Origin of the sequence: Shewanella sediminis HAW-EB3 (assembly GCF_000018025.1) — a bacterium.
In the GTDB taxonomy this organism is placed as follows: Bacteria; Pseudomonadota; Gammaproteobacteria; order Enterobacterales; family Shewanellaceae; genus Shewanella; species Shewanella sediminis.
In genome coordinates this window covers 4,762,649-4,787,493 of sequence record NC_009831.1, presented here as the reverse complement: position 1 = coordinate 4,787,493, position 24,845 = coordinate 4,762,649, and the positions used below count along the sequence as shown (strand labels likewise).

At 48.3% G+C, this 24,845-nt stretch carries 24 protein-coding genes; 10 read left to right on the top strand and 14 right to left on the bottom strand.

The genetic code is table 11. From position 1 onward, the window contains the following. Positions 1-68 precede the first annotated feature (68 nt). Positions 69-773, bottom strand: coding sequence for an oxidative stress defense protein (locus SSED_RS20455; RefSeq protein WP_012144252.1), 705 nt, complete (start codon positions 771-773; stop codon positions 69-71). Between the two features lie 316 nt (positions 774-1,089). Here SSED_RS20455 and SSED_RS20450 point away from each other — a divergent pair, with 316 nt between their 5' ends. The 3 genes from SSED_RS20450 to SSED_RS20440 all read left to right on the top strand — a co-directional run bounded on the left by SSED_RS20450 (position 1,090) and on the right by SSED_RS20440 (position 4,787). Then, positions 1,090-1,710, top strand: coding sequence for a hypothetical protein (locus tag SSED_RS20450; RefSeq protein ID WP_012144251.1), 621 nt, complete (start codon positions 1,090-1,092; stop codon positions 1,708-1,710). Between the two features lie 337 nt (positions 1,711-2,047). After that, entirely contained in the window at positions 2,048-3,445 is a 1,398-nt protein-coding gene (locus SSED_RS20445) for a tryptophanase (protein ID WP_012144250.1), read from the top strand. Between the two features lie 271 nt (positions 3,446-3,716). Further along, a complete protein-coding gene (locus SSED_RS20440) occupies positions 3,717-4,787 on the top strand; it encodes an HD-GYP domain-containing protein (RefSeq protein ID WP_012144249.1) in 1,071 nt (356 codons plus the stop codon). 158 nt (positions 4,788-4,945) lie between these two features. Here the strand turns inward: SSED_RS20440 and SSED_RS25195 are convergent, their stop codons facing one another. Together SSED_RS25195 and SSED_RS20430 are read right to left on the bottom strand one after the other, a co-directional pair. Beyond that, the gene (locus SSED_RS25195; protein ID WP_012144248.1) at positions 4,946-5,593 is read right to left on the bottom strand and encodes a NifB/NifX family molybdenum-iron cluster-binding protein; all 648 of its coding nucleotides are present in this window, start codon (positions 5,591-5,593) and stop codon (positions 4,946-4,948) included. 64 nt (positions 5,594-5,657) lie between these two features. Further along, positions 5,658-5,948, bottom strand: a complete 291-nt coding sequence (locus SSED_RS20430; RefSeq protein ID WP_012144247.1) for a DUF134 domain-containing protein — start codon at positions 5,946-5,948, stop codon at positions 5,658-5,660. 805 nt (positions 5,949-6,753) lie between these two features. Here SSED_RS20430 and mpl point away from each other — a divergent pair. From mpl to SSED_RS20405, 5 genes are all read left to right on the top strand, one after another. Beyond that, on the top strand, positions 6,754-8,160 hold the full coding sequence (mpl, locus tag SSED_RS20425; RefSeq protein WP_041421837.1) for a UDP-N-acetylmuramate:L-alanyl-gamma-D-glutamyl-meso-diaminopimelate ligase: 1,407 nt from the start codon (positions 6,754-6,756) through the stop codon (positions 8,158-8,160). A 38-nt stretch (positions 8,161-8,198) separates the two neighbouring features. Beyond that, a complete protein-coding gene (locus SSED_RS20420) occupies positions 8,199-8,858 on the top strand; it encodes a flavin prenyltransferase UbiX (protein WP_012144245.1) in 660 nt (219 codons plus the stop codon). A gap of 18 nt (positions 8,859-8,876) precedes the next feature. Further along, positions 8,877-9,407, top strand: a complete 531-nt coding sequence (gene hpt / locus SSED_RS20415; RefSeq protein ID WP_012144244.1) for a hypoxanthine phosphoribosyltransferase — start codon at positions 8,877-8,879, stop codon at positions 9,405-9,407. Between the two features lie 113 nt (positions 9,408-9,520). Beyond that, positions 9,521-10,480, top strand: coding sequence for an ABC transporter ATP-binding protein (locus tag SSED_RS20410; RefSeq protein ID WP_012144243.1), 960 nt, complete (start codon positions 9,521-9,523; stop codon positions 10,478-10,480). Between the two features lie 2 nt (positions 10,481-10,482). After that, on the top strand, positions 10,483-11,253 hold the full coding sequence (locus SSED_RS20405; protein ID WP_041422362.1) for an ABC transporter permease: 771 nt from the start codon (positions 10,483-10,485) through the stop codon (positions 11,251-11,253). An 88-nt stretch (positions 11,254-11,341) separates the two neighbouring features. Here the strand turns inward: SSED_RS20405 and SSED_RS20400 are convergent, their stop codons facing one another. From SSED_RS20400 to SSED_RS20355, 10 genes are all read right to left on the bottom strand, one after another. Next, entirely contained in the window at positions 11,342-11,707 is a 366-nt protein-coding gene (locus SSED_RS20400; protein WP_012144241.1) for a DUF4144 family protein, read from the bottom strand. A gap of 24 nt (positions 11,708-11,731) precedes the next feature. After that, complete coding sequence (locus SSED_RS20395) at positions 11,732-12,136, bottom strand: hypothetical protein (RefSeq protein ID WP_012144240.1); 405 nt, start codon at positions 12,134-12,136, stop codon at positions 11,732-11,734. Positions 12,137-12,280: 144 nt separating this feature from the next. Continuing rightward, complete coding sequence (locus SSED_RS20390; RefSeq protein WP_012144239.1) at positions 12,281-12,802, bottom strand: hypothetical protein; 522 nt, start codon at positions 12,800-12,802, stop codon at positions 12,281-12,283. Between the two features lie 303 nt (positions 12,803-13,105). After that, complete coding sequence (panC, locus tag SSED_RS20385; protein ID WP_012144238.1) at positions 13,106-13,951, bottom strand: pantoate--beta-alanine ligase; 846 nt, start codon at positions 13,949-13,951, stop codon at positions 13,106-13,108. Between the two features lie 118 nt (positions 13,952-14,069). Beyond that, entirely contained in the window at positions 14,070-14,864 is a 795-nt protein-coding gene (panB, locus tag SSED_RS20380) for a 3-methyl-2-oxobutanoate hydroxymethyltransferase (protein WP_012144237.1), read from the bottom strand. Between the two features lie 101 nt (positions 14,865-14,965). Beyond that, entirely contained in the window at positions 14,966-15,469 is a 504-nt protein-coding gene (folK, locus tag SSED_RS20375; RefSeq protein ID WP_012144236.1) for a 2-amino-4-hydroxy-6-hydroxymethyldihydropteridine diphosphokinase, read from the bottom strand. Beyond that, complete coding sequence (pcnB, locus tag SSED_RS20370) at positions 15,469-16,926, bottom strand: polynucleotide adenylyltransferase PcnB (RefSeq protein ID WP_041422361.1); 1,458 nt, start codon at positions 16,924-16,926, stop codon at positions 15,469-15,471. Before pcnB ends, folK begins: the two co-directional genes overlap by 1 nt. A gap of 116 nt (positions 16,927-17,042) precedes the next feature. Then, positions 17,043-17,960 carry a tRNA glutamyl-Q(34) synthetase GluQRS gene (gene gluQRS / locus SSED_RS20365; RefSeq protein ID WP_012144234.1) on the bottom strand — a complete coding sequence of 306 codons (918 nt, stop codon included), beginning with the start codon at positions 17,958-17,960 and terminating at the stop codon, positions 17,043-17,045. 243 nt (positions 17,961-18,203) lie between these two features. Next, positions 18,204-18,647, bottom strand: coding sequence for an RNA polymerase-binding protein DksA (gene dksA, locus SSED_RS20360; protein ID WP_012144233.1), 444 nt, complete (start codon positions 18,645-18,647; stop codon positions 18,204-18,206). 159 nt (positions 18,648-18,806) lie between these two features. Next, positions 18,807-19,577 carry a DNA/RNA nuclease SfsA gene (locus tag SSED_RS20355; protein WP_012144232.1) on the bottom strand — a complete coding sequence of 257 codons (771 nt, stop codon included), beginning with the start codon at positions 19,575-19,577 and terminating at the stop codon, positions 18,807-18,809. Positions 19,578-19,836: 259 nt separating this feature from the next. Between SSED_RS20355 and pepB the strand changes: the two genes are divergently transcribed. Further along, the gene (pepB, locus tag SSED_RS20350) at positions 19,837-21,114 is read left to right on the top strand and encodes an aminopeptidase PepB (protein WP_012144231.1); all 1,278 of its coding nucleotides are present in this window, start codon (positions 19,837-19,839) and stop codon (positions 21,112-21,114) included. 120 nt (positions 21,115-21,234) lie between these two features. On the opposite strand, the gene SSED_RS20345 is transcribed toward pepB, so the two are convergent. Beyond that, on the bottom strand, positions 21,235-21,909 hold the full coding sequence (locus SSED_RS20345; protein ID WP_012144230.1) for a 2'-5' RNA ligase family protein: 675 nt from the start codon (positions 21,907-21,909) through the stop codon (positions 21,235-21,237). A gap of 302 nt (positions 21,910-22,211) precedes the next feature. Between SSED_RS20345 and hrpB the strand changes: the two genes are divergently transcribed. Next, positions 22,212-24,779 carry an ATP-dependent helicase HrpB gene (gene hrpB, locus SSED_RS20340; protein WP_012144229.1) on the top strand — a complete coding sequence of 856 codons (2,568 nt, stop codon included), beginning with the start codon at positions 22,212-22,214 and terminating at the stop codon, positions 24,777-24,779. Positions 24,780-24,845: the final 66 nt, after the last annotated feature.

Here is a 24,845-nt window from a genome sequence, read left to right as displayed (position 1 = left end):
TATTTCAAGCTATAGTCGACTCCTGTTTCAATCTATCATCGGTTCCTATTTTTAAAAATAGTCGACTTCTATTTCAATCGATAGACCACTTCTATGCGGTCTCGAATCATCACTTCTCCCTGCTGATAACTCTCACCCACGTCGTAACTCGCACCTTTGGCATTCATACGTAGCATCATTGGCTGAACCGGATGTTGCTCGAAGTAGCGGATCTCCCAAACCCCCTCGATCTGCTCACCAAAACCTTCGGCGAGTAGCCGAGCTTTTTCCTGAGCATCTTTGATGGCTGCGAGTCTGGCCTTAGCCACATATTCATCTTCCTTACTGGATTTCAGTGCGATGTTATTGACCCGATTGATCCCCTCTTCTAATGCCGAGTCTAAGATGGCATTGAGACGGGTCAGGTCTTGCACTGTGACGGTGAGGCGGCGACTGGCCATGTAACCGGTCAATTGGGCAGGCTTATCTTTCTCATAGTGGTATTGCGGCTGTAGATTCAGGTTTGCACTCTGGATAAGCGAGCGCTCTATGCCTGCTTTTTTCAGCCTGGCGATAAATTTTGCAACGGCCTTATCTGAGGCGTTTTTCGCACCTTTGGCGGTTTTATCTCTGATAACGACGGCCACATTTATCTCGGCCATATCCGCTTCGACAGCCAGCTCACTTACGCCTATTGTCTCAAGGTGTGGGAAGCTGAGCTCACTGGCTTGAAGCTGTGGCGCAGCCAGAATAAGACCGCCGGATATGATTGCTGCTAATAGTGATTTTTTCATTATTTGGAACTCCAAAAGCGAAAGATAAAAGTGATTGCTGAAGTTATAAACGTAGGCAACTTGAGAAAGGGTTTTATTTTTTTCTTATTTTTCAGTTTATTTTCTCTTTTTATTTTTCCTTTTTTTTGGAACTCCCCTCCCGGTGCATCAAATTGTTACCTATAGTCAATATAGATTGTCTTTTACGCCGTAAGATATCAAAGTGTTATTTGTAGGTTGTTTTTTTGTGTTTGAGATAGAGCCCTAACGGGGAACTGGCAGGCAGTTAGCTTCAGATTAGAGTGCCGGAAACAACGAAAACTAAGGTGAGGTGGGTATGTATTCTATAAAAAGAAATCTGCTTTTAGGCTTAGCTATTGTCTTTTGCTACATCTTCGTCAGTATTTATAGTGCCAAACTTAATGATGTCTCTTTCGCAACCCAAGCCCATCAGTATGGGACCGACTTGGCCTATAACGCGTCAGAGTTTGGCGATCTCAGAGTGTCACCCGCGACTATATACAACAGAGCCAAGATTAATCATCTGCACTCAGACGGAAGGGATAGTCGTGAGAGAAGTGATAAAGATGGTCAAAGCGGAATTAACCGTAATAATGCTTATAGAAGTAATGAATATGGGAGTTTAAATCGCAGAGCCGATAACGCTGGTGTCACACAAAAATCCCAGATAAACAGTGTTGAGCTAGAAAAAACGAGAGTCGCGGGTATACTCAACGCTGCCGTTTTTCTATTGGGTGTCACCATAGTTTCATTGGCATTTACCGGCGAAAACATCAAGTCAGAATTTGATGAAAAGGTTATATTCCTGTCGATACTGATTTTGATCGATGTCCTGTTTATCGGGGGGGAATACACCATGGCACTTCCGGTCCTGGGGCTTATTTTGCTCTATGGAAGGCGCTACCTTGGAACCTACTTTACCCCGCATCAAGAGTAGCTTGTTTTATCCTCAACTCAAGGTTAGTCTTAGATAAACGACTTGCCAAAGGAGGATAATGCCGATGCTGGAACCGCTCGCCAACAACACGCCTGTGTTGTTCCATTGGTACAACTGCGATATTCAACTCGCCTACGATTTCCCCAACGTTTAGTCCTGCCCGATGCAGGCTGGATATCAGCCCGCATTTAAGCTAATTCTGTTAGCTAATTCAGTTAATCAAAACGCGCTATTTAGCCGAGCTCTGCCATGCCATTTTTGCTGAAGATAGTTGCTGAAATTGTTGCGGTATTTAATCGACTCGGTAGGTGTAATAAATGCTACAAGGGATTAAACAATGAAACGTATTCCGGAACCTTTTCGTATCAAGATGGTTGAGTCAATTAAAATGACTAACCTTGAAGACAGAGAGCAAGCCCTGACCCAGGCGGGTCTCAACCCCTTCCTGCTTCGCAGTGAAGATGTCTATATCGATCTGCTCACCGACTCCGGCACCGGCGCAATGAGTGATGTGCAGTGGGCGGGACTCATGATGGGGGATGAGTCCTATGCGGGTAGTCGTAACTATTTCAACCTGTGTGAATCTGTAGAACATTTCTTTGGTTATAAACTCACAGTGCCCGTTCATCAGGGGCGCGGCGCCGAGCAGATATTGTTTCCCTGCCTGATAGAGCGGATGAGGCAGGTACGCGGTGGCACCGAGCCGATATTTATCTCTAACTATCATTTCGATACCACGGCGGGTCATATCGAGATGAACGGCGGCAAGGCGCTCAATGTCGTGACCGAAAAGGCGTTCGATACCGAGAGTTACTACGACTGGAAGGGGGACTTCGATCTTGATAAGCTGCGCGACACCATAGCTACCTATGGTGCCAACAATATCGCCGCCATCATCACAACAGTGACCTGTAATAGCTCCGGCGGGCAACCTGTCTCTATGGCGAACATGCGTGCCGTCTATGAGATCGCTCAGAAACATGACATACCGGTCGTCATCGACTCAGCCCGATATTGTGAAAATGCCTATTTCATCAAGCAGCGTGAGCCGGGATATGAAGATAGCTCCATGTTGGAGATCATCCGTGAGATGTTCCAGTATGGCGATATGCTTACCCTGTCGGCGAAGAAAGATCCCATGGTTAACATAGGCGGGCTCTGCTGTGTGCGTGATCATGAAGAGTTATTCAGAGCCGTGCAGACACGATGCGTGCCCATGGAAGGGTTTGTCACCTATGGCGGCATGGCCGGCCGTGATATGGAGGCGTTGGCCAGAGGCATGCATGAAGGCGCCGATGAAGACTTTCTTCATTACCGTGTCTGTCAGGTAGCCTACCTGGGGGAGCGTCTTCGCGAGGCGGGGATCCCAATTCAATATCCCACGGGAGGGCATGCGGTGTTTGTCGACGCCGCGAAGATGTTACCCCATATTCCAGCCCATCAGTTTCCCGCACAATCTCTGTGTAATGCCCTCTATCTCGAGGCGGGCATTAGGGCGGTAGAGATTGGTTCATTGCTACTTGGACGCGAGCCTGAAACCGGTGAGCAGAAGGTGTCACCTATGGAGTTGATGCGACTCACCATTCCGCGCCGGGTTTATACCAATGATCATATGGACTATATCGCCGATGCGCTCATCGCCATCAAAGATCAGGCGGCGTCGCTTAAGGGGTTAACCTTCGATTACGAGCCGCCGGTATTGAGGCACTTTACCGCTAAGTTCAACTCTCTTTAGAGTACAATTGCGTTACAGCCCGAGGTGAGCTTTCAAGCTCACCTCGGGTTAGCTTTTCTCTCAAAACTTATTCGGTTTATAAAAGATATTCAATTTAACTCTTTCTATATCCTCAACTTTTCTCAACTCACATAGCTTCTATCTCATTATAGGTACATAAATTAATACACATATAAATTTGTGATGCCCCAAAAAAGAACTATTTTTAATCATAGGACATGTATGTTTGGCTGTGCTGAAGAGCATGACCATGCCGCGATAGGGACGTTCAATGAATCTACATACTCAGGAACCGGAAACGATAAATGTCGTTATCTGCGATGATTCGGTTACTAATGTTTTGATCATAGCCGAAATCTTAAAGTCTATTGATATGGAGCTGAATGTCACGAAAATCACCGATCCGCGTAAGGTGATGAATGAATTGGATAGTCAAGTAACCCTGCTTATTTTAGATCTGGAAATGCCCTATTTTACCGGTTATGAAATTCTCGAAAAAATCAGAACACTTTACAGTCCCGAGAAATTACCCGTTATCGTTGTCAGTGGTTTGAGCGATCAAAAGTCTCAAATTAAGGCATTAAAATCGGGTGCAAATGATTTTATCTGTAAGCCATTTAATGAGTATGAGCTCAAACTTCGGGTTATCAATCAGCTTAATATCATGAACGCTTTTAAGCTGCAGTCCAGGCTCAATCATGAGCTTGAGAAACGTGTCCAATTGCGTACCTTCGAGCTCGAACAGGCGACCGAATGCCTGGTTAATAAGTTGGCTATGGTTGCCGAAATGCATGATGAAAATACCGGACAACATATTCTTAGGGTGGGAAAATATTCAGGAGTGCTGGCTCGGAAGCTAGGGTTAACAGAGCTGGTGTCCTATATGATAGAAAAAGCCGCGCCTATGCATGATATGGGGAAAATCATGATCCCCGATGAGATCTTATTTAAACCGGGTAAGCTTAGCGAATCAGAACATTTAGTCATGAAGCAGCACGTTGTAAAAGCGAATGACCTGTTTGATGACCACCCCTCAATGATGATTCAAATGGCTAAATCTATTGCAGTATATCATCACGAGAAATGGGATGGTTCTGGTTACGCTAAGGGTCTGAAGGGGCACTCTATTCCGATTGAAGGACAAATAGTCGGACTCGTTGATGTATTCGACGCGTTAACTACCGAGAGGCCTTATAAACATGCATGGACAATCGAAGATTCGGTTCAATACCTAAAAGATCAATCCGGAAGCCACTTCGATCCTAAGCTCGTTAATCTGTTTGTTGAACATCTGCCTGAAATATTAGAGATAAAGGCTGCGTTTCCCGAGAAGGCACTATAGTGTCTCTTTCGATCACAAGCTTAACTTGTCGCTGAGCGATCACATCTTTATGCCGATTGGTATCAACATCATCGATACGCCTGGGGATGTAAATACTATCTAAGAGCTGAAAGGGGAACAGTTGAAATACAAGATATTTCAACTGTTATCAGGCAACACTACATTTTTCTAAAACCTGCGTAGCTCGCATTCTCCAGTGAAGCGTTAGCCTGGCCACCTCGACCCATCTGGCTCATAACTGATTCATCCCGGCTCTTGGTTTTACCGCCACAGCCACACCCACCGGACTTTTTATGATCCAACTTTCCAGCATGGCCACCACAGCATCCACCGGCCTTTTTTTCTGCACTGCCGTGAGCATCAGAGTCATCGCTATGTGAGTGAGAGCCGCAACCACATCCACCCGACTTACCATCTCCTGAATGGCCGCCACAACAGCCGCCTTTCTTCTCATGATTGATTGAGGCTCTGCCTTGTGAGGCATCGAGAAGACGCAGGTTTAAGTTAGTTGTGGTTTTTAATAGTTCTTCTACACAAAGATAACTATCGCCCTTGCTGACGCTGATCCCTGCATCGAGCAGCTTACCGAGCATACGCTCGCCTATGTGCTGCACTATGATGATGTTGGACTTGTTATTGATAATAAGCTCCAACATCGCTTTCTTGGCGCTGCACCCTTCGCCCTGTAGTGCGGGGTTGTCGAAGCTGGCGATTAGCTGATGCTGTTCGTTGAAGAAACCTATCTGTTGGGCCTTGGTAAAGTGGCTCGCGAGTCGGTCACGACTCATTGGCATTGCAATAATCATAGTTATTCCTTGTGAACCCTTAACTGGTGGTCCTGTTAAAGGCTGATATTAGTCTGGTATCGGCTTAGCTCTCTTGTCTCTCTTGAGGCAGCACTAGTGCATGTCCGCGGGTGATAGCGGTGGCGACTTTCTTGCGTGCGCTGGCCAGCAGGTTGCCAAATGTCTGTCTGGAGATCCCCATCCTGGCGGCGGCATCGAGCTGACTCATCTTCTCTACGTCGCCTAAATTCAGCGCTTCAAACTCATCGGCTTCCAGCTGGATCTTGGTTAGCTCGACCGAAGGGATCCCATTAGGTTTAAACATGCTACAGGGCACACAGGCCGATAGACGACGACACTTTCTGGGTCTTGGCATAATGAATCGCCTCCCTTCTTTTTGGTAAAGAGCTATTAGTAAAAAGTATTGGTAAATAATCCCCAGTTATTGGCCTACGCCAATAACTGGGGATTATCTTGTAAGTTCACAAAACAAACTGTGCAGTAGATCACCATCAAAAATATTCGTATGGACTAAATAATCATCCGCTTTTTTATGAGGAATGTTTTCTTAATTAGAGGTTTAATGGTTTAAAGCTTCGATTTTAGCTTTGAGGACTCGAGATCTTAAGTCCTGTATGGCATGTGCTTCCAAGTGCGACCGTTACTTTTTGTTAGTGGTGAGGCTATTTAAGCTTGTTGAGGCTATAAATGAAAAAATATGGTCGCGGTATACAACTGTCCCCATTGAAGTTGCCGAAGTGCGTTGGAATCAATAGCGTGAGTCCAGACATGGATGTCTGGCTAACTTTTGGACTGTTTGTTATTAGAGTGGATGTACCATCGGAAGTGATAGCTATTTATCCGTAAGCATGAGGCTCGTAATCAATAGCATGTAACTTCGTTGGGGCGTCATGGAGGATGCAAGGAGGATAAGGACGAGCAGTCCTCCTTGCCCTGGTGTGGAATGGAATTCCACGACTTTAATCCAAACGAAGTTTGGAAAAATAATTGTAAGCATACCGCAGGTAGCAAATACCATAGTAGCTATGGTCTACAACAAACCTCCAAAAACCACAAAAGTTAAAAGATAAAACAGAAGTTATTTAAACCATTGTTAACTGACAATGGCCTCCCCAAGCGATAGAATACCCCTCAGATTATTCCTCATCAGAGCCAACCTCATGCATGTACACATCTTAGGCATCTGCGGCACCTTTATGGGTGGTCTAGCACTGCTAGCCAGAGCCGAAGGCCACAAGGTTACTGGCAGCGATGCCAACGTCTATCCGCCGATGAGCACTCAGCTCGAAGAGCAGGGCATCGAGCTTATTCAGGGCTTCGATCCGAGTCAGCTCGGGAAAAACGAAGATGATGCGCCGGATCTGGTGGTTGTTGGCAACGCCATGAGCCGTGGTAACCCATGTGTCGAGGCGGTATTGAATCGCGGCCTCAAGTACACCTCAGGGCCACAGTTTCTGGCCGAACATATTCTCCCAAACCGTTGGGTGCTGGCGGTATCTGGAACCCATGGTAAAACCTCGACCTCGAGTATGCTGGCATGGATTTTAGAAGAGTGCGGCTATGAGCCGGGCTTCTTGATCGGTGGCGTACCGCAAAACTTTGGCGTGTCTGCGCGTCTGGGTAACTCGCCATTTTTTGTGGTAGAAGCCGATGAGTATGACAGTGCCTTCTTCGATAAGCGTTCCAAGTTCGTCCACTATCAGCCCCGCACTCTGGTGATCAATAATCTGGAGTTCGATCATGCGGATATCTTCGACGACTTAAAAGCGATTCAACGTCAGTTCAACCACGTGATACGCACCGTACCCGGTCAGGGGAAAATTATTTGGCCGAAGGACAGTGAAGCGGTGCAGCAGGTGATAGAGATGGGCTGCTGGAGCGAGCAGGAGACCTATACTAAGAGTCAGAGTCGTGGGCCTAAAGCGATAGAGCAACAAGCGCCAGCTCAAGGTTGGTCGACTCAACTTATTGCCGATGATGGCCATAAGTTTGAGCTGTTCTTTAATGGCGACTCCCAGGGCATCTTGGATTGGAGCCTTATCGGCCAGCATAATGTCGAGAACGCCACCATGGCAATTGCTGCGGCGCTTCATGTGGGCGTACAGCCTGAAGTGGCTATCGAAGCGCTCACCAAGTTTTCGCCACCTAAGCGCCGCATGGAGCTTATCGGTACGGTGAACGGGATTGAAGTCTATGATGACTTTGCCCACCATCCGACAGCGATTGCGACAACCCTGCAGGGAACTCGCGCTAAGGTCGGTGAGGGTAAGATCACCATTATTTTAGAGCCACGCTCTAATACCATGAAAAGTGGTGTGCATAAGGATACCTTAGCCGATTCGATGAAGCTTGCCGATGAAGCCTATCTTTATCAGGCAGACAACATCGGCTGGGATGTGAAGGCGGCGATGGAAAAAGCCGAACTGCCAGTCACTGTGCTATACCAAATAGATGAAATAATCGATGCCGTGGCCAGTAAGGCAAAGTCCGGTGACACCATCATAGTGATGAGCAATGGCGGCTTCGGTGGCTTGCATCAGAAGCTGTTAGCTAAATTAAGTACCTAGTACCTAGTATCTAGGTTCTTGTAAATTGAGATTTTTAAATGAGTTACCCAAGAAAAACGAAGTCTATCAGTCTGGCTTGGACCGGCGCCTCGGGGGCACCTTACGGCCTTAAGCTGCTGGAGTGTCTGCTTGCTGCCGATTATCAGGTGTTCCTGATGATCTCCTCTGCCGCTAGAATAGTGATGGCTACCGAGCATGGCTTGCAGTTGAGTGCTAACAGTGACAAGGCAAGGGACCAGCTGCTCGAGCTGTTTAGTGAACAGGGCTCCGATATCACCGGATTGCTGCATGTTCTGGGCAAGGAGGAGTGGTTTTCCCCTCCGGCCTCAGGCTCGGCTGCGCCTAAGCAGATGGTGATCTGTCCCTGTAGCACGGGAACGTTAGCGGCCGTGGCAACCGGAATGAGCAATAGTTTGCTCGAACGCGCCGCCGATGTGGTAATAAAAGAGCGCGGCCAATTGATCTTGGTTCCCAGAGAAACCCCCTTTAGTTCTATACATTTAGAACATATGTTGTCGCTCTCACGTCTGGGGGCGACCATCATGCCTGCGGCACCGGGCTTTTATCATGATCCCAAATCGATACAAGATCTGGTAAACTTCATGGTCGCCCGGATACTTGACCATCTGGGCGTTGAACACGAATTAACGAATCGCTGGGGCTATGATAAGCATAATACCAGTGACAGCGACAATTAAGACTATGTTGAGAGTACTATGAAACACACCATCGAAGAGATGATCTCTACCCAAGAGATAGACGAGAAACTGGATCTGTTGGCCGAGCAGATCAATGCTCATTACGCTAACAGCGAGCGCCTGTTAATGGTGGGTTTGTTGAAAGGCTCAGTTGTGTTTATGGCTGATCTTTGTCGCCGTATTAAAGGCCATGTTGAGATCGATTTCATGTCGGTATCCAGCTATGGCAATGCGATGACCAGTACACGTGAAGTTAAAATTCTTAAAGACGTGCAATCGGATATCCAGGGACGCGATGTGCTTATCGTAGAAGACCTGATCGACTCGGGTAATACCCTCAATAAGATCCGTGAGATGCTTTTACTCCGCGATCCTAAGAGTCTGGCGTTATGTACGCTACTCGATAAGCCTGAACGTCGTGAAATCGAAGTACCCGTAGATTTCATCGGTTTTACTATTCCCGATGAGTTTATCGTCGGCTACGGTATCGATTACGCCGAGCAGTATCGAAATCTGCCTTACATCGCTAAGGTTATCCCGCAAGAGTAAGCTCGCTCGCTTTATCATTAACTCCCGCAACTGGCGGGAGTTTTTCGTTATACAGATATCGGCTTATACCGATTGGTATTCTTATCAGTACTTTTCGCTGCATTGGAAGAAAAATGTCAAATACAGAGAACGCATTAGTTATCGACTCGCTGAAGAAAACCTATAAAGGCGGAGTCGAGGCGGTAAAAGGAATTAGCCTCAAGGTCAAGAAGGGCGATTTTTTTGCACTACTCGGCCCTAATGGTGCGGGCAAGTCGACGACCATAGGTGTGATTAGCTCACTGGTGCAGAAGAGTGAAGGTAAGGTGTCTGTGTTTGAACACGATATCGACAGTGAGCTGGAGTTGGCTAAGCTGTGTATCGGTTTGGTCCCACAGGAGTTTAACTTCAACCAGTTTGAAACTGTTCTGCAGATAGTGGTCAATCAGGCGGGTTATTACGGTGTGACCAAGGCTGTCGCCCTCAAGCGCGCCGAGAAGTATTTGACCCAATTGGATCTTTGGGAAAAGCGTAACAGTCCCTCACGGACACTGTCCGGTGGCATGAAGCGTCGTTTAATGATTGCCAGAGCTCTGATGCATGAGCCAAAGCTGCTTATTCTCGATGAACCGACGGCGGGTGTCGACATTGAGCTCAGACGTTCGATGTGGACCTTCCTGACGGAGCTTAATGCAGAGGGGGTGACAATTATTCTGACGACTCACTATCTGGAAGAGGCTGAGATGCTTTGCCGTAATATCGGTATTATCGATAAAGGTATCCTGGTTGAGTGTACCAGTATGAAGTCGTTACTGAGCCGTTTGAATCTTGAAACCTTTGTGCTCGATCTGAGCACGGATCTCACAGAGACTCCAATGCTTAAGGGGTTCTCCTGCCGTTTAAGCGATGCTCATACTTTAGAGGTCGATGTCGAGAAAGATCAGAGTCTTAATGCGGTATTTACTCAACTCAGCGAGCAAGGGCTCGAGGTGCTGTCGATGCGTAACAAGGCCAACCGTTTAGAGGAGCTGTTTGTGGAGTTGGTAGAGAAAGGTAAACATCAGCAAACTCAGAATAAGGACGTGGCATTATGAATATGAGAGCACTCTACGCCACGGCATTTAAGAGTATTTTAACCAAAGAGATCAATCGTTTCACCCGGATCTGGATACAGACTCTGGTACCTCCGGCTATCAGCATGACGCTCTACTTCCTGATCTTCGGGAACCTGGTAGGTAAGCGGATCGGTGAGATGGGTGGCGTCACCTATATGGAGTTTATCGCGCCGGGCTTGATTATGATGGCAGTGATCACGGCCTCTTACTCTAATGTGGCTTCATCATTTTTCAGCGCCAAGTTTCAGCGTAACCTCGAAGAGTTGATTGTGGCCCCGGTGCCTCATTATGTGATTATTGCCGGTTATGTGGGTGGAGGTGTTGCGCGGGGGCTGTGCGTGGGTAGCATCGTGACCGGAGTGGCAATGTTCTTCGTCGATATCTCTTTGCATCACGCGGGCTTAGTAGCGATAACTGTGCTGCTTACCTCTATTCTGTTTGCGCTGGGTGGCTTAATCAATGCTATATTTGCAAAGAGTTATGATGATATCAGTATTGTGCCAACCTTTGTGTTAACGCCGCTCACCTATCTAGGTGGCGTGTTCTACTCCCTGTCCCTGTTGCCTGATTTCTGGCAAGGTGTGTCGGCACTGAACCCTGTGGTCTACATGATTAATGTGTTCCGTTACGGTTTCTTAGGCTACGCCGATATCAGTGTGCCGTTTTCGATTGCCGTTATGGTGGGCTTCTGTATCGGCTTGTGGAGTCTGGCGTATTATCTGATCAGCCGTGGCATAGGTTTACGTAGCTAGCAGAGTTGAAGGTGAGAAGGTTTCGGATCCCAGGCTTTCAATCCTGGGTTTTGGTACTTGTGATTTAATACCAAGGAATTCAACTCCTTTAGCTTTCTTCTAAATACTTCATTATCTCGAAAATCTGCTCCATAGATACAGCATTCAGCTTGGCGGTGCAGCAGTGACCCGATACGCCGGCATGCTGTCTGACCAAAGCCAATACCCGAGGTAAACGCAGAGGTTCATCCGATACGTGCCAGCTTAGCTGCTTGTCTGGCTTCAATTGAGTACGCTGCGCCGGGATTAGCCTATAGGTGATGCCCGATGCGTCCAGCAGACGGCTACTTTGCACTATGTGACTCTGCTGCTCGAGCAGCCAGTCTTGCTCTGATGAAAGATAGACAAGCTCGGCTTGATCTTCTTGAATGAGTATTGCCGGCCACTTGATGTGCCTGTTCTCGTCACAGTTCATATCATATTCTTATTACTTGTTTTTCTAACCTTCTTTGAGTAGCCAAGGGTATTGACTATCGCACCTATATTGGTCGAAAGCGGTGGCTTTATCTGCGATCGAATCCGCGATTCCGAAGGCGTAGCCTTTCACGTAGATCAGCACGAAGAAGGCACGCATTTCACCATTATCAATAGGCTTTAGCTGCTCATTGAGCATGAGGTTGAGACCTGGGTTATCTATTTTATAACCTTTGCTCATGGCTAGTTTGCTACAGATGAGCATATCCATCACCTCTGGCCGGTTAAGTATCGTGTGTGCAGTATCGACAAAGCCATTCATCCCCATGCCGCCTCGACTTGCGATGATCTTTTGCAGCGTGAAGTAGGAGAGGAGGGTTCCCAGTAATAAGCCTGTAATAAAAATAGTGAGATAAGTGAGTTTTTTCATCGAAATGTTGAACGCTTCTACTTCTGGAATAGGGGAAAGCCATTAGCTCAAGACAAAGCTGAGAAAGCTTCGAGTCGCGAGCCGCTAAAAGCATGCCGTGACGGACTGCTCGTAGCTCGCAGCCCGTAACTGAAGTGCCACTGTTTATTCCGGCTCCACTTCGGCTTCTATCAGCGCCTTGCGCTCTTGCAGGAGATCTATGCTCTTCTGGTTATTCGAGATAAGATCATTGAAATAGAGGTGCATCTCCTGTAACTCTTTAAGGTACTCGGGGTCATCTTTTTCATGTTTCTGCCAGTAACGCTTTCGCTCTATCTTCTGAATCTCGCTGGCTCTCAATATATCGAAATAGCTGTTTTCCTGTTTTAAACGGTACATCTCTCCGTTGATCAGCTGCATCAGCTTCTCTTTCGAGATAGCTTTCATATCGAGTAGTGCAGATAGAGGATCGATAAAACTTTGGGGTTTATCTGAATCGATCTCTGTGGTGATCCCCAGATCATATTCGATCTGGTGTTGACTGAACTCTTTGGGACAGGTGGTTTGGCTAAAGACGACCTTGTCATCCTTAATACATTTAAAAATGCTACCAGCCACTGCAGTGCCGGGTAATAGCAGGCCTGAAAAAGTCAGACCGATAAAAATAATGAGTATCACTCTTGCCATCGGGCTACACATCCTCTGTTCAGCTTTCGACTCACTCATAGGGTGAGTGTCATATTTTCCGGCTGTATATCGAAAAATACCTGAGCATTATTCGAACATCCATTCAGCCAGCTGTTACATCTTTATATTATTAATTTTTGTTGGTACTACTATGGCGTAACTTGCTTGATAAAACCAGTTTTTTGAGGATGAGCCGTGTCTACGCTGAGCCTGATTAATAAGAAAACAGTGAGAGAAATCGCTATCAAAAAATTGCAGGGATAAGCAGGGCACAAAACGTGCCCTCGATAGTGCTGGAATTATTTAGCGAGTGAAGCAGAGGTTATCTATTAGGCGAGTATCGCCCATGTAGGCCGCTGCGAGTATGACTAGTGAAGAATCTTCGCTGGATGCCGGTGACAGGTCAGATGTACTGCGTACCTCGAGGTAATCAGGTCTGAATCCTGCCTCGCTCAATTGACTATGTCCTGCCTGAATCACATCCTGAATCGATTCACCTTGCTGTATTGCTGCAGACATGGTGTCCATGGTTCGCTTAAGCGTCGCCGCCCTGTCTTTTTGGTCCTGGCTGAGGTAGCCATTACGTGAGCTCATGGCTAAGCCCGAGGCTTCACGTATGGTGTCGACGCCAATTATCTCAATAGGCATAGAGAGATCTGCCACCATGGTTTCGATCACCAGCAGTTGCTGGAAATCTTTACGACCGAAGAGGGCAATATCGGGCTGGACGATGTTAAACAGCTTACAGACCACAGTGGCGACGCCACGAAAATGTCCCGGACGACTGGCACCACATAGCTGCTCGCTGATATTGGGCACCTCGACAAAGCTCTGCTGCTCCATCCCTTTAGGATAGATAATCTCCGGTGTCGGGGTGAAGAGTAGCTCGGCCCCTGCATCGCTTAAGGCTTGCTGATCGGCTGCCAATGTTCTCGGATAGGCATCGAGATCTTCGTTCTGGCCAAACTGCATCGGATTGACGAAGATTGAAGCGACGACGTGATCGGCACGTTTAACCGCTTCTTTAATGAGTGTAATGTGGCCCAGATGCAGATTGCCCATAGTGGGAACAAATGCGACGGTTTCGCCTTTTGCATGCCATGCACGAACTTGCTGACGGATCTGACTGATTTCTTGAGTGGTGATCATAGTAACTCTGCACTATTTTGTTTTGCTGAACACGTTTGAGACTCATCAGAGCGCATATACGCTCAAGCCAAACCGCGAGTGAACCATGGAGTTCACAAGCGGCCGAGTATACGTGGTCTTAGTTAAAAGTGTGGTCGCTGCCAGGGAAGATACCTTGTGCGACTTCATCGATATAAGCCCGGATAGCCTCGCGGATCTCACCGGTCTGCTTCAGGTAATTCTTAGAGAAGCGAGGAATGTAGCCGCTGGAGATCCCAAGCACGTCGTGCATCACCAATATCTGACCATCGGTGTCGGCGCCGGCTCCGATACCTATTACCGGTATCGTCAATGCTTCGCTGATTGTCTTAGCCAGAGGGGCTGGGATACATTCGACAACGAGCAGTTGAGCACCGGCGGCTTCAATGGCCTTGGCCTCATCGAGAATACGTTGGGCATTATCAGAGTCACGTCCCTGAACCTTAAAACCACCGAAGACGTGAACCGATTGTGGTGTCAGTCCTAAGTGTGCACAGACCGGGATGCCGCGTTCGGTAAGTTTACTGATGGTGTCGAGTAACCAGTGACCGCCCTCAAGCTTGACCATGTTGGCACCGGCTTGCATCAAGGCGGTGGCATTTGTCATTGCCTGTTCGCTTGTGGCGTAGCTCATAAATGGCATATCGGCGATAAGCAGTGAGCGTTTGATACCGCGACGTACACAGCGTGTATGGTAGGCAATATCTTCGACCGTTACCGGTAGCGTATCATCATGTCCTTGAAGCACCATCCCCATCGAGTCGCCAACGAGCAGTACATCAATCCCTTCGCTATCGAAGGCGCTGGCAAAGCTTGCGTCATAGGCTGTGAGTGCAGTGAACTTTTTACCTTCCTGCTTAAATTTGAGCAGGGTAGAGCTAGTTATTTTAGACATAGTGATGATCTTAAATCGATTAATTATATTAGCGCTAAATATTTAGGTATTTGCACTTAGATAGTGTGCTTTTATATGCCAACACAGAGCCGAGTTCAATCTTATCTGACTATTTGTTCTAATTCTGCGGTCAATTCGGCATTTATCAGTCGTTCGAGTTTTGTGCCACAGGGAAGCAAAAGCTGGGGAGCGATATCTGCTAACGGCACTAATACGAAGCTTCGCTGTTTCATTCCATAGTGGGGAATCGTGAGTCTTGGAGAGTCTATGGTTTGATTGTCATACAGAAGAATATCGAGGTCTAAGGTTCTTGGGCCCCAACGCTCGAGCCTCACCCGGCCCTGTTCGTTCTCAATCTTCTGCAGCGCATCTAACAACTCGATAGGTTCGAGTGTCGTATTAAAGCCAACGACGGCGTTGACATAATCGGGCTGTACCACACCTCCCATAGGAGCTGAGCGGTAGTAAGGGGACACTTGGAGTGAGCGTTTTTGTGACACATTTGAGCTGGGCAACGCCAGCTCGGTAATCGCTTTGCAGGCGTTATCGAGCTGAGTCACCGGGTCGGTCAGGTTTGCCCCTAGTGCAACAAAAACTAACGACATTACTCTGCCGGCTTAGTCGTTTTTTTTGATGCAGGCTTACGACGTCTGCGTTGGTTCGAATTACGGTTACGGCTGCCCTTGTTTGCCGAGCGTGCGATGACATTACGCTGCTCTTCGCCACCTTCGACGAAGCTCTTCCACCATGCGGCAGATTTTGCCACCGAACCACCTTCGGCATCGGCTCTCAACAGGAGTAGGTCATAGGCCGCGCGGAACTTGGGATGTTCGATAAATTTAAATGCGCGTGTGCCTTGGTTACGATCGAACCTTAGCTGTAACTGCCAGATATCTTTTGCCGGAGTACTGAAACGACGCGGGATGCTGATAGTTCGGCATTGCTGCTCCATGACATCACCCATAGCGGCATTATATGCATCATAAAGGCTTAGTCCGCTTTCCAGTGCGATATCATCGGCACGTTGGCTCAATGGGTACCAGAGAATGGCGGCATAGAAGAATGCGGGCGTTACCGTCTTCTCTGCGCGAACTCTCGAATCGGTACTTTCCATAACAGCCTGAAGCATTTTCGCCGCAAAGCCGTCTGGCTCATCCACAAGTTGTGAATCTACCAGAGGGAAGAGTGGCGCAAACAGGCCAAACTCACGCATCATGGTAAAGTTATTTGCAGCCTGGCCGTTGAAGAAGAGTTTGAGTATCTCTTCATACATGCGCGCAGCAGGAATATCTTTCAGCAGTGGAGCCAATTCATAGATAGGATCGGCCGCACCTTTATCGATAGTCATGTCGAGCTTAGTCGCGAAGCGGACGGCTCGGAGCATACGTACCGGGTCTTCACGATAGCGGGTGTTAGGGTCGCCAATTAATCGAATTGTTCTCGATTTTAGATCTTCCAGTCCGCCTCCATAACTGTGTATAGAGAAGTCACTGATATCGTAATAAAGCGCGTTGACGGTGAAGTCACGACGTTCCGCATCTTCATCTATGGTGCCATAGACATTATCTCGTAGCAGTCGGCCTTCGGCATTGGTTTTTGAAACCTGCTCGACATGTTCAACATGATGACCACGCAAGGTCGCGACTTCGATGACATCTCGGCCAAAGACAATATGGGCCAGACGGAAACGTCTACCGACGAGTCTACAGTTACGGAAGAGTTTCTTGATCTCTTCCGGTGTGGCATTGGTCACCACATCGAAATCTTTAGGCTGTAATCCCAACAGGATGTCACGCACACCTCCACCGACGAGATAAGCCTTAAATCCGGACTTATGCAATCGATATAGTACCTTTATGGCATTTTCGCTCATCTGTCTGCGAGATATCGAGTGATCTTGTCTCGGGACAACCTCCAAACTTAGGCCTGTTTGTGTGGTTTCTTCAGCTGTTTGATTATCATCAAAGAACTGCTTACAGAATTTGCTAATACGGCGAAAAATGGGACACCTCGAACTTGGAACTGAACTGCGATTTAAAATAAGTCGGCTATGATACCCCAAATATGGCTCAATGAGTATACGATTGATCACCATTGACTCACGTCGATTTGAATTTGTTTTGCGATCTTTAATGATTGGTATAATAAAGAGGGCTGAAAACGCTGAGCAGCTATCGGTTAACTGAGTATGATCTCTGTTTGTTTGGGAATGAGGTCGATATCAAATTGTGAGATGGCCTGCTCAAGCATCAGGTGCATCTGTTGTCTGGGCTCGACCTGCGGCTGACCTAAGAATTGAAGCGCTGCATTCAGGCTCGTCTGTGGCTGATCGATGTCGATAGCAGGTGCATGGTTCTGCTTCGAAAGCTTCATGCCCGGTGTGGTGCAGACTAAGGGAAGGTGTAGCCAGGTCGGCGGGGTTAAACCAAACAGAGCAAACAGGCTCTCCTGTCTGCAGCTGGTCTCTAACAGATCACTGCCACGAACGACTTCGGTTATCTGCTGAAAGTCATCATCCATGACGACGGCCAATTGATAGGCGTAGAGCCCATCACTGCGTTTAATAATAAAGTCTTCATTGGCAAAGGCTTTATCTAAGTGTATCTCACCCATTAAGGTGTCTTGAAATTTATCTATGCCGACAGTATTGCGAATTCTGATCGCACCATGATCCAAAGACGTTTCCAGTGCGCCGCAGCGACCATCATAGCTTCCACCCATGGCGTGGATCTGTTTGCGTGTGCATTGACAATAGTAAGCTAGATCGTTGGCCATCAGGCTATCTAGCCTTGCCTGATAGGCATCGAGACGCTGACTCTGATACAAGACCTCGCCATCCCATTCCAGACCATAGGCGAGCAGCGTTCGTAAGATATCATCACTGCACCCCGGCACCTCTCGAGGAGGATCGATATCTTCAATGCGAACTAACCATTGACCCCCCATAGATCGAGCTCGCAGAAAACTGCCTACCGCGGCTACCAGCGAGCCGAAGTGGAGCGGGCCCGAGGGTGAGGGAGCGAAACGGCCAATGTAAGGGGAGTGAATCAAAGTGACGAAACCTGTAACTAATGGGATAGAACTGATAACGATCATAATACGTTTAGGCAGCGTTTAACAAGGTACAGAACGGCAAGACTGATCTATCGAGTGGTATATGAGATTTAGAAAAGTGTATCAGGGGAGCGAGAGACGAGCATAATATGTTTGCCCGTTGGTCTATTTGGTGTAAGCCGGATAAATAGAGGTAATAGGGGGGAGATGGTAAATGAACAGGTAGAGAGGAATAGTAAAGCGGGGCCTAAAACCCCGCTTACTCATGCAGTAAAAAGAGCCGGATTAGCCAGCCATCTGCTTTTCTTTGATCTCTGCAAGTGTCTTACAGTCGATACACTGATCGGCTGTTGGACGAGCTTCGAGGCGGCGGATGCCGATTTCGATGCCACAAGATTCACAGAATCCGAAATCATCTTCTTCAATCTTCTGAAGTGTCTTTTCGATCTTCTTAATCAGCTTGCGCTCTCTGTCACGAGCACGAAGCTCAAGACTGAACTCCTCTTCCTGTGCTGCACGGTCTACAGGATCCGGGAAGTTAGCCGCTTCATCTTGCATATGGTTAAGAGTACGATCGACCTCTTCACGCAATTGATTACGCCAAGAGTCCAGAATCGTTCTGAAGTGGTCCAGCTGATCTGCGTTCATATACTCCTCACCAGGCTTTTCCTGGTAAGGTTCTACACCTGCGATAGCGAGCACGCCGAGTTTTTTAGTGCCTTCTGGCATAACCCATCTCCTGTTAATCGTTTGCTTTGTAGAGCGCTTATATTTTAAGGCCGATATCTATATCAGAAACAGATAATCCAAGCAAACTTTTTATGTCCATTTGACGTTATTCCTTGACTATGTCCTCTATTCCTAATTAATTCAACTTTTAGGTGCTAATTAGAGTTTGACAGGGCAGGATTTAAGCAAGGAAGCCCCTTTTGGGGACATTTCAGCGCTATAGGCGATGACTTCGACCCCGGCACTATGGGCCTTGGTCAGCAGGGATGCGTAGTCAGGGTCGATATGGGCCGCCGCTTGAACTGAGTCAATGCCTGTGTGTTGTACCACAAAAAGCAGTACTCCTCGGTGGCCTGATTCCACCATCTCCATCAGCTCTCTTAAATGCTTCTGACCTCGGGTGGTGACGGCATCGGGGAAATAACCTTGCCCCTCTTCGAGTAAGGTACAGCTCTTCACTTCGACATAGCAGTTTGGCTTAGCTTTTGTGTTGGCAGGCTCTGTATTGGTGGGAGGTGTGCCGGAGAAAGAGGTGTCAGTCGAACCTGTATCGTCACTGAGAAGAATATCGATGCGGCTATTTTCACTGCCGTATTTAACTTCACGTTTGAGGGAGTGATAACCGCTCAGTTCGGTTATTACGCCGGCTTTGATTGCGTCCTCTGCCAGCTGATTTGCTCTGCCGGTATTGATACCTATTATATGTCCCACATCTGACTCTGCCTGCTCCCAGGTTCGCGAGTACTTACGTTTAGGGTTATCAGATGTGGAGAACCACACCTTCTCTCCCGGGAAGAGGCAGTTTTTCATGGAACCTGTGTTGGGGCAATGTATGGTGACCTCACTTCCATCGCTAAGTCTAATGTCGGTGAGGAAGCGCTTATAGCGTCTCAGTAAGACGCCCTGTTCGAAAGGGGGAGTGAACTGCATGAGTTTGGTCTGGTCTCATAAGGAATATCAGATGATGTTAGATTATCAGCTTATTGGTCCGAGTATGTGTCTTTCTCCTTAAGTAAGGTGGAAGTTTTTCTATCGAGAGCTGTTTGCCTGTTTCGCTCCACGCTATCAATTGTGACCGCTTTCGGTATCGACTTCTTTGCAGTACACTTCGGACAAAGCAATATCTGGCTATTTAGGTCGCTCGGGTAAGAATCTAATTATAAAAGATGCATAAAAGGAAGGATTAGGCATGACAGAGTTAATGAAAGTAAGCCTTAGTAAAGAGGCTCCAGCTGCTCACTGGGGTAAAGCCGATGTGACATTTCAAAATGATCAGGCGGTTATTCACCTGCAAGGTGGAGATGAGCTAAGACAAGTTCAGAAAGCCGCGCGTAAACTGCGTAGCCAAGGCATCGCTTCACTTTCATTAGAGGGCGAGTTGTGGGATCTGCATTCTCAGTGGGCTTTTGCTCAAGGGTTCGCCACGGCAAAGTCTAATTCTGATATCCGTTGGACCGGGGATGAGGCAACACAAGTCGAACTTAAAAACAGACTCGACAGTGCCAGCTTTGCCCGACAATTGATCAATGAAACGCCTGAAAACCTTGCGCCTGTGAAGTTGGCTATACTTGCCGCCCATTGGTTATCTGAGATAGGCGGAGAGAAGGTGACTTACCGCATCATCGAAGGTGCCGAGCTGCTCGAAGAGAAGTGGGTTGGGATCCATGCCGTTGGTCGCGGAAGTGAGCGGGCACCGGCTATGTTAGAGCTTGATTATAACCCTTTGGGGGATGATGCTCCGGTATCTGTGGCCTTGGTCGGTAAGGGGATCACGTTTGACTCTGGTGGTTATAGCATTAAAGCCTCTGAAGGCATGCTAGGGATGAAATGCGACATGGGTGGCGCGGCTACCGTGGCGGCAGCGCTCGGGCTTGCGATGAAGCAAGGCTTGAACAAGCGAGTTAAATTGTTCCTTTGTTGCGCCGAAAACCTGATCAGTGGTCATGCTTATAAGTTAGGAGACATCTTAACTTACAAGAATGGCGTCTCTGTCGAAGTGGTCAATACTGACGCTGAGGGACGTTTGGTATTAGCCGATGGATTGCAGGCGGCTTCTGAAACGGGCGCCTCTTTAATTATCGATGCGGCCACCTTAACTGGTGCGGCCTTGATGGCAGTGGGAACTAACTATAACGCTATCTTCTCGCCATCAAGCGAAGTGTTGGCGATGGCGCAAGCCAAAGCGACCGAAGTGGGTGAGCGAGTTTGGCCGCTGCCACTGGATCCCTGGCATCGTGAGATGTGTCCATCGGCCTATGCCGATACCGCTAACAGTCGCCCCATGAAAGGGGGCGGTGCCGGTGGAGCGTCTAATGCAGCGGGCTTCCTTTGGCATTTTGTTACGCCTGAGGCTAACTGGTTGCATATGGATCTAGCCTCGGCTTTTGCCGATAGCGCCAATGCATTGTGGGCTGCCGGTGGAACGACACACGGTGTGCTGACTATCGCAAATTTACTGCAGGATTAAGAAACTAAGCGTAAGTATTATCGCTATAGAGTAAGCGGTGACCCTTAACAAAATGAAAAGAGCCGGTGTCTGAAAAGATACCGGCTCTTTTAATGTAAGCATTTTGATAGTTTTAGAGATTTAGGCTTTAACCAGTGCCCAGGATCGCAAGATACGATATTCAACTCCCTTAGCTGTGCTGAGCGACTCGTAGAGGTGCATCTGCTGTGGCGAGAGTGTCACAGGTATGAGTGACTTTTCCATTAATTCGGACTGTAATAACCCCGTTTGCGGCAGATGATCCTCAGGTATCCTCTTTGCTTTTCTAAATAGGGTGATATGTGGGGTAAAGGTAAGCTCATCACTTGTCTTAGTCTTGTTTGTTTTACCGCTGAAAAGCCCAGCCTCTTTAGCGGCATATCTGCATCTGTCTACTGCTATTTGCAGATTCGGGTCATCCGCTTTTCCCGACAGACAGAGCACCTGAGGTTTTCGCCAGAGCGTCAGTGTATCTAATGTTACATCGAAGGAGGGCCATTGGCTGGCGTTGATGGCGTAGAAGCTGTCCAGTGTCGACTCCAGTTGCGCTTGCATCTCATCGCTGACGGCTCCTAAGAAGGCGAGCGTCATGTGAAAATTCTGCTTGTTGACCCTGCGACCGACGCATGTGTATTGATGGCTACCAGAGTTTTTGTCGGCATCTCGCCCCACCAAAGTCCTCTCTTTATCACCAGCTTCGAAAAGGGCGGCCTGGATCTTGAGCAGTTGTTCGAGCTGCAGCGCATTGGGTGATATGCCTAAAAATAATCTTTTCATGTTAGCCGCTCCATCTGAAAGAACTCGCTTTATTAACCTTAAATAGTTTTCTAAGACTTAATTCTTTTGTCGTTAATTGTAGCAAAATCATATGGCTTTATGGGTGAATGACATAACCCCTTCGCAGATGACGCTTCATAGCGTCGATTGTCGCTACATTCACTAGTTTCGCCAGAGAGACTAAATTGGTTAACCTAGGCCTTGTGTCATAAGGCTATCCGGTAGGGGAGAGCTTTCGGATACTCTTGGATTATAGCTCAGACACTTGGGTATAAGTCCCATTCCTAGTACACTGGTTCGCAGTGTGTAATTCAGATGTCATCTCCTTGGAACAGTTACCCGTACATAGCCTGCTCAACCCTCTGCGTAGGGCTTTTGGTCAGCATAATCAAGTCATTCTCGAAGCTCCTACCGGCGCAGGTAAATCTACTGCACTGCCTTTGGCCATGCTCGATTGGTCAGAGATAAAAGGTAAGATATTGATGCTGGAGCCCAGACGTGTGGCGGCGAGAAGTGTGGCTCACTATATTGCGAGCCAGCGAGGCTGTGCTATCGGTGAAGAGATAGGCTTCAGGGTCCGAGGGGAGTCACGCAGCAGGGCGACGACTAAGCTGGAGATCGTCACCGAAGGTATTTTGACCCGAATGATCCAGCAAGATCCCGAGTTAGAGGGGATAGGGTTGATCATCTTCGATGAGATCCATGAACGCCACCTGACCACAGATCTCGGGCTGGCTTTGGCCCTTGAAATCCAGGGAACGTTTCGGGAAGATCTTAAGATCTTAGCCATGTCGGCGACGCTTTCGGGTCTGCCACTGCACAGAGTCATGCCCGAGGCCATCTCCCTGAAGAGCGAGGGGCGCAGCTTTCCTGTCGATATCGCCTATAACGCCGCTTCCGCTTCGAAAAACAGATCCCAACATCAGTCCCACTCCCATTGGATAGAGCACATGGGGCGAAGCATACTGGACTTGCTCAAGAACGATAATGCCTTGGTTGATGACACATCTAAAGGCTCACTGCTTGCATTTCTGCCCGGCCAGGGGGAGATCATGCGCTTGCACGACTTCTTAGCGAGCCGATTGGATTTGAATCAATTCTCACTCTGTCCGCTCTACGGTAGTTTACCCGCAAAGGCGCAAGATAGAGCCATAGCCGCAGCAGACGATGGTAAACGTAAAATAGTGCTCTCAACCAATGTGGCCGAGTCGAGTCTGACCATCGAAGGGATCACTATGGTGGTCGACAGTGGATATAAGCGGCAGGCCAGCTTTAACCCCAGAACGGGTGTGACCAAACTGTCACTCAAACGTATCAGCCAAGCTTCAGCTGCCCAGCGTAGCGGTCGTGCGGGGCGTTTGGTTCCGGGGCACTCTCTGCGCCTCTGGAGTCAGGAGGAGCAGGGCAGGCTATTAAAGGCCGATGAGCCCGAGATCCTGCATACCGATCTTATTCCTATGGTGCACGACGGAGCGTGTTGGGGAGTGAAGTCACTCTCAGAGCTTCCCCTGTTAACTCAGCCCTCAAAGGCAAATGAATCGGTAGCCTGGCAGTTACTACAGATGCTCGACGTGGTCGATGAACGCAGAAAAATTACGACTCATGGAAGGCAAGCCTACGAGTTAGGCTGTCATCCCAGGTTGGCGCATATGTTACTCAAGGCCAAGTCTCTATCGACAAAGACCGGATCAAATGAACTCGCGGGCTTAGCCTGCTTATTGGCCGGTGTCTTAGAGTCTCGCTCCCGCTCCCGTCACGGCACCGATATTGGCAATTATTTAAGAGAGGCCGGTCAAGGGGAATCTGGTCAGCAGGTACGCTTATGGATGAAAAAACTTAAGGTTACTATGCCTTTGTCTGAGATTGTTGCCGGCGCCGCCAGCTCTGATATCGCTTTCCTGCTCGCGTTAGCGTTTCCCGATCGTATCGCGAAAAGCCGGGGAGTGTCGGGTTATCAACTGGCCAACGGTACCGGGGTGATCCTGCCCGATAACGATCCTCTCTCTCATGTGGATTGGCTGGTGGTTGCAGATTTTCAGGAGAGTGAAGGCAGAACGTCCGGCCGGGTTTACCTTGCCGCCGAGATTGACAGTGCGGCGTTTAAGGAGCAGCTCTCATTTTTAGTGTCGACCAAAGACTATTGTGGCTGGGATGAGTCGAAAGGACGCTTCTTCGCCGAGACTCAGAGATGTATCGGTCAGATAGTGCTGAGCAAGACAGCATCTAAGAAGCCTGATCCGGAACAGATAAAAGCCGCCATCATCGAACAGCTCCTCGCTAAGGGGCTGGGTCTGCTCAATATGGATGATAAGTGGTTGCAGCTACAAAACAGGGTGAAGCTAGCGGCAGCACTCGACGGCGAGCATGGCTGGCCCGACTTTGGTAATGCCAGCCTGCTGGCAAGTCTCAATGATTGGTTGAGTCCCTATTTAAATGATGTCAGAAGCTTGTCACAACTGAAGGCTCTCGACTGTTATACTCTGCTGCTCAATCTCCTCGGATGGGATAGACAGCGCAGGCTGGATACGCTGTTTCCTTGCCACTGGCCGATGGCGACGGGTACGAAGGCGAAGATAACTTATGATGACGCAGGCAGAGCCCTGCTCAGTGTCAGGCTGCAAGAGGCGCTGGGAATGGCACAAAGCCCGGTTTTGGCCAATGGCAGACTCATAGTGACGATGGAGTTGCTATCTCCGGCCCGAAGACCCTTGGCGTTAACGGCCGATCTTGCCAGTTTTTGGCAAGGACCCTATGTCGAGGTAAAAAAAGAGATGAAAGGAAGGTATCCCAAACACCTTTGGCCCGACGATCCTGCCAATACCTTACCGACTCGTTTTACCAAGAAAAAGACGTTAAGCGCAAAGAGTTAGGATAGTGACTCTTGCACCTGAATGATGATGAGGTGAGCGTCCGTTATATTGAGCTCCCGGCGCCAG

Excerpts from the sequence above, each read along its gene's own strand:
- mpl (WP_041421837.1), top strand. The coding sequence starts at position 6,754 with ATGCATGTACACATCTTAGGCATCTGCGGCACCTTTATGGGTGGTCTA.
- SSED_RS25195 (WP_012144248.1), bottom strand. The coding sequence starts at position 5,593 with ATGATTATTGCAATGCCAATGAGTCGTGACCGACTCGCGAGCCACTTT.
- SSED_RS20395 (WP_012144240.1), bottom strand. The coding sequence starts at position 12,136 with ATGAAAAAACTCACTTATCTCACTATTTTTATTACAGGCTTATTACTG.
- SSED_RS20400 (WP_012144241.1), bottom strand. The coding sequence starts at position 11,707 with ATGAACTGTGACGAGAACAGGCACATCAAGTGGCCGGCAATACTCATT.
- SSED_RS20455 (WP_012144252.1), bottom strand. The coding sequence starts at position 773 with ATGAAAAAATCACTATTAGCAGCAATCATATCCGGCGGTCTTATTCTG.
- SSED_RS20440 (WP_012144249.1), top strand. The coding sequence starts at position 3,717 with ATGAATCTACATACTCAGGAACCGGAAACGATAAATGTCGTTATCTGC.
- gluQRS (WP_012144234.1), bottom strand. The coding sequence starts at position 17,960 with ATGATCGTTATCAGTTCTATCCCATTAGTTACAGGTTTCGTCACTTTG.
- pepB (WP_012144231.1), top strand. The coding sequence starts at position 19,837 with ATGACAGAGTTAATGAAAGTAAGCCTTAGTAAAGAGGCTCCAGCTGCT.
- SSED_RS20420 (WP_012144245.1), top strand. The coding sequence starts at position 8,199 with ATGAGTTACCCAAGAAAAACGAAGTCTATCAGTCTGGCTTGGACCGGC.
- SSED_RS20405 (WP_041422362.1), top strand. The coding sequence starts at position 10,483 with ATGAGAGCACTCTACGCCACGGCATTTAAGAGTATTTTAACCAAAGAG.
- SSED_RS20450 (WP_012144251.1), top strand. The coding sequence starts at position 1,090 with ATGTATTCTATAAAAAGAAATCTGCTTTTAGGCTTAGCTATTGTCTTT.
- dksA (WP_012144233.1), bottom strand. The coding sequence starts at position 18,647 with ATGCCAGAAGGCACTAAAAAACTCGGCGTGCTCGCTATCGCAGGTGTA.
- SSED_RS20430 (WP_012144247.1), bottom strand. The coding sequence starts at position 5,948 with ATGCCAAGACCCAGAAAGTGTCGTCGTCTATCGGCCTGTGTGCCCTGT.
- SSED_RS20355 (WP_012144232.1), bottom strand. The coding sequence starts at position 19,577 with ATGCAGTTCACTCCCCCTTTCGAACAGGGCGTCTTACTGAGACGCTAT.
- SSED_RS20345 (WP_012144230.1), bottom strand. The coding sequence starts at position 21,909 with ATGAAAAGATTATTTTTAGGCATATCACCCAATGCGCTGCAGCTCGAA.
- panC (WP_012144238.1), bottom strand. The coding sequence starts at position 13,951 with ATGATCACCACTCAAGAAATCAGTCAGATCCGTCAGCAAGTTCGTGCA.
- folK (WP_012144236.1), bottom strand. The coding sequence starts at position 15,469 with ATGTCGTTAGTTTTTGTTGCACTAGGGGCAAACCTGACCGACCCGGTG.
- SSED_RS20410 (WP_012144243.1), top strand. The coding sequence starts at position 9,521 with ATGTCAAATACAGAGAACGCATTAGTTATCGACTCGCTGAAGAAAACC.
- SSED_RS20390 (WP_012144239.1), bottom strand. The coding sequence starts at position 12,802 with ATGGCAAGAGTGATACTCATTATTTTTATCGGTCTGACTTTTTCAGGC.
- SSED_RS20445 (WP_012144250.1), top strand. The coding sequence starts at position 2,048 with ATGAAACGTATTCCGGAACCTTTTCGTATCAAGATGGTTGAGTCAATT.
- hpt (WP_012144244.1), top strand. The coding sequence starts at position 8,877 with ATGAAACACACCATCGAAGAGATGATCTCTACCCAAGAGATAGACGAG.
- panB (WP_012144237.1), bottom strand. The coding sequence starts at position 14,864 with ATGTCTAAAATAACTAGCTCTACCCTGCTCAAATTTAAGCAGGAAGGT.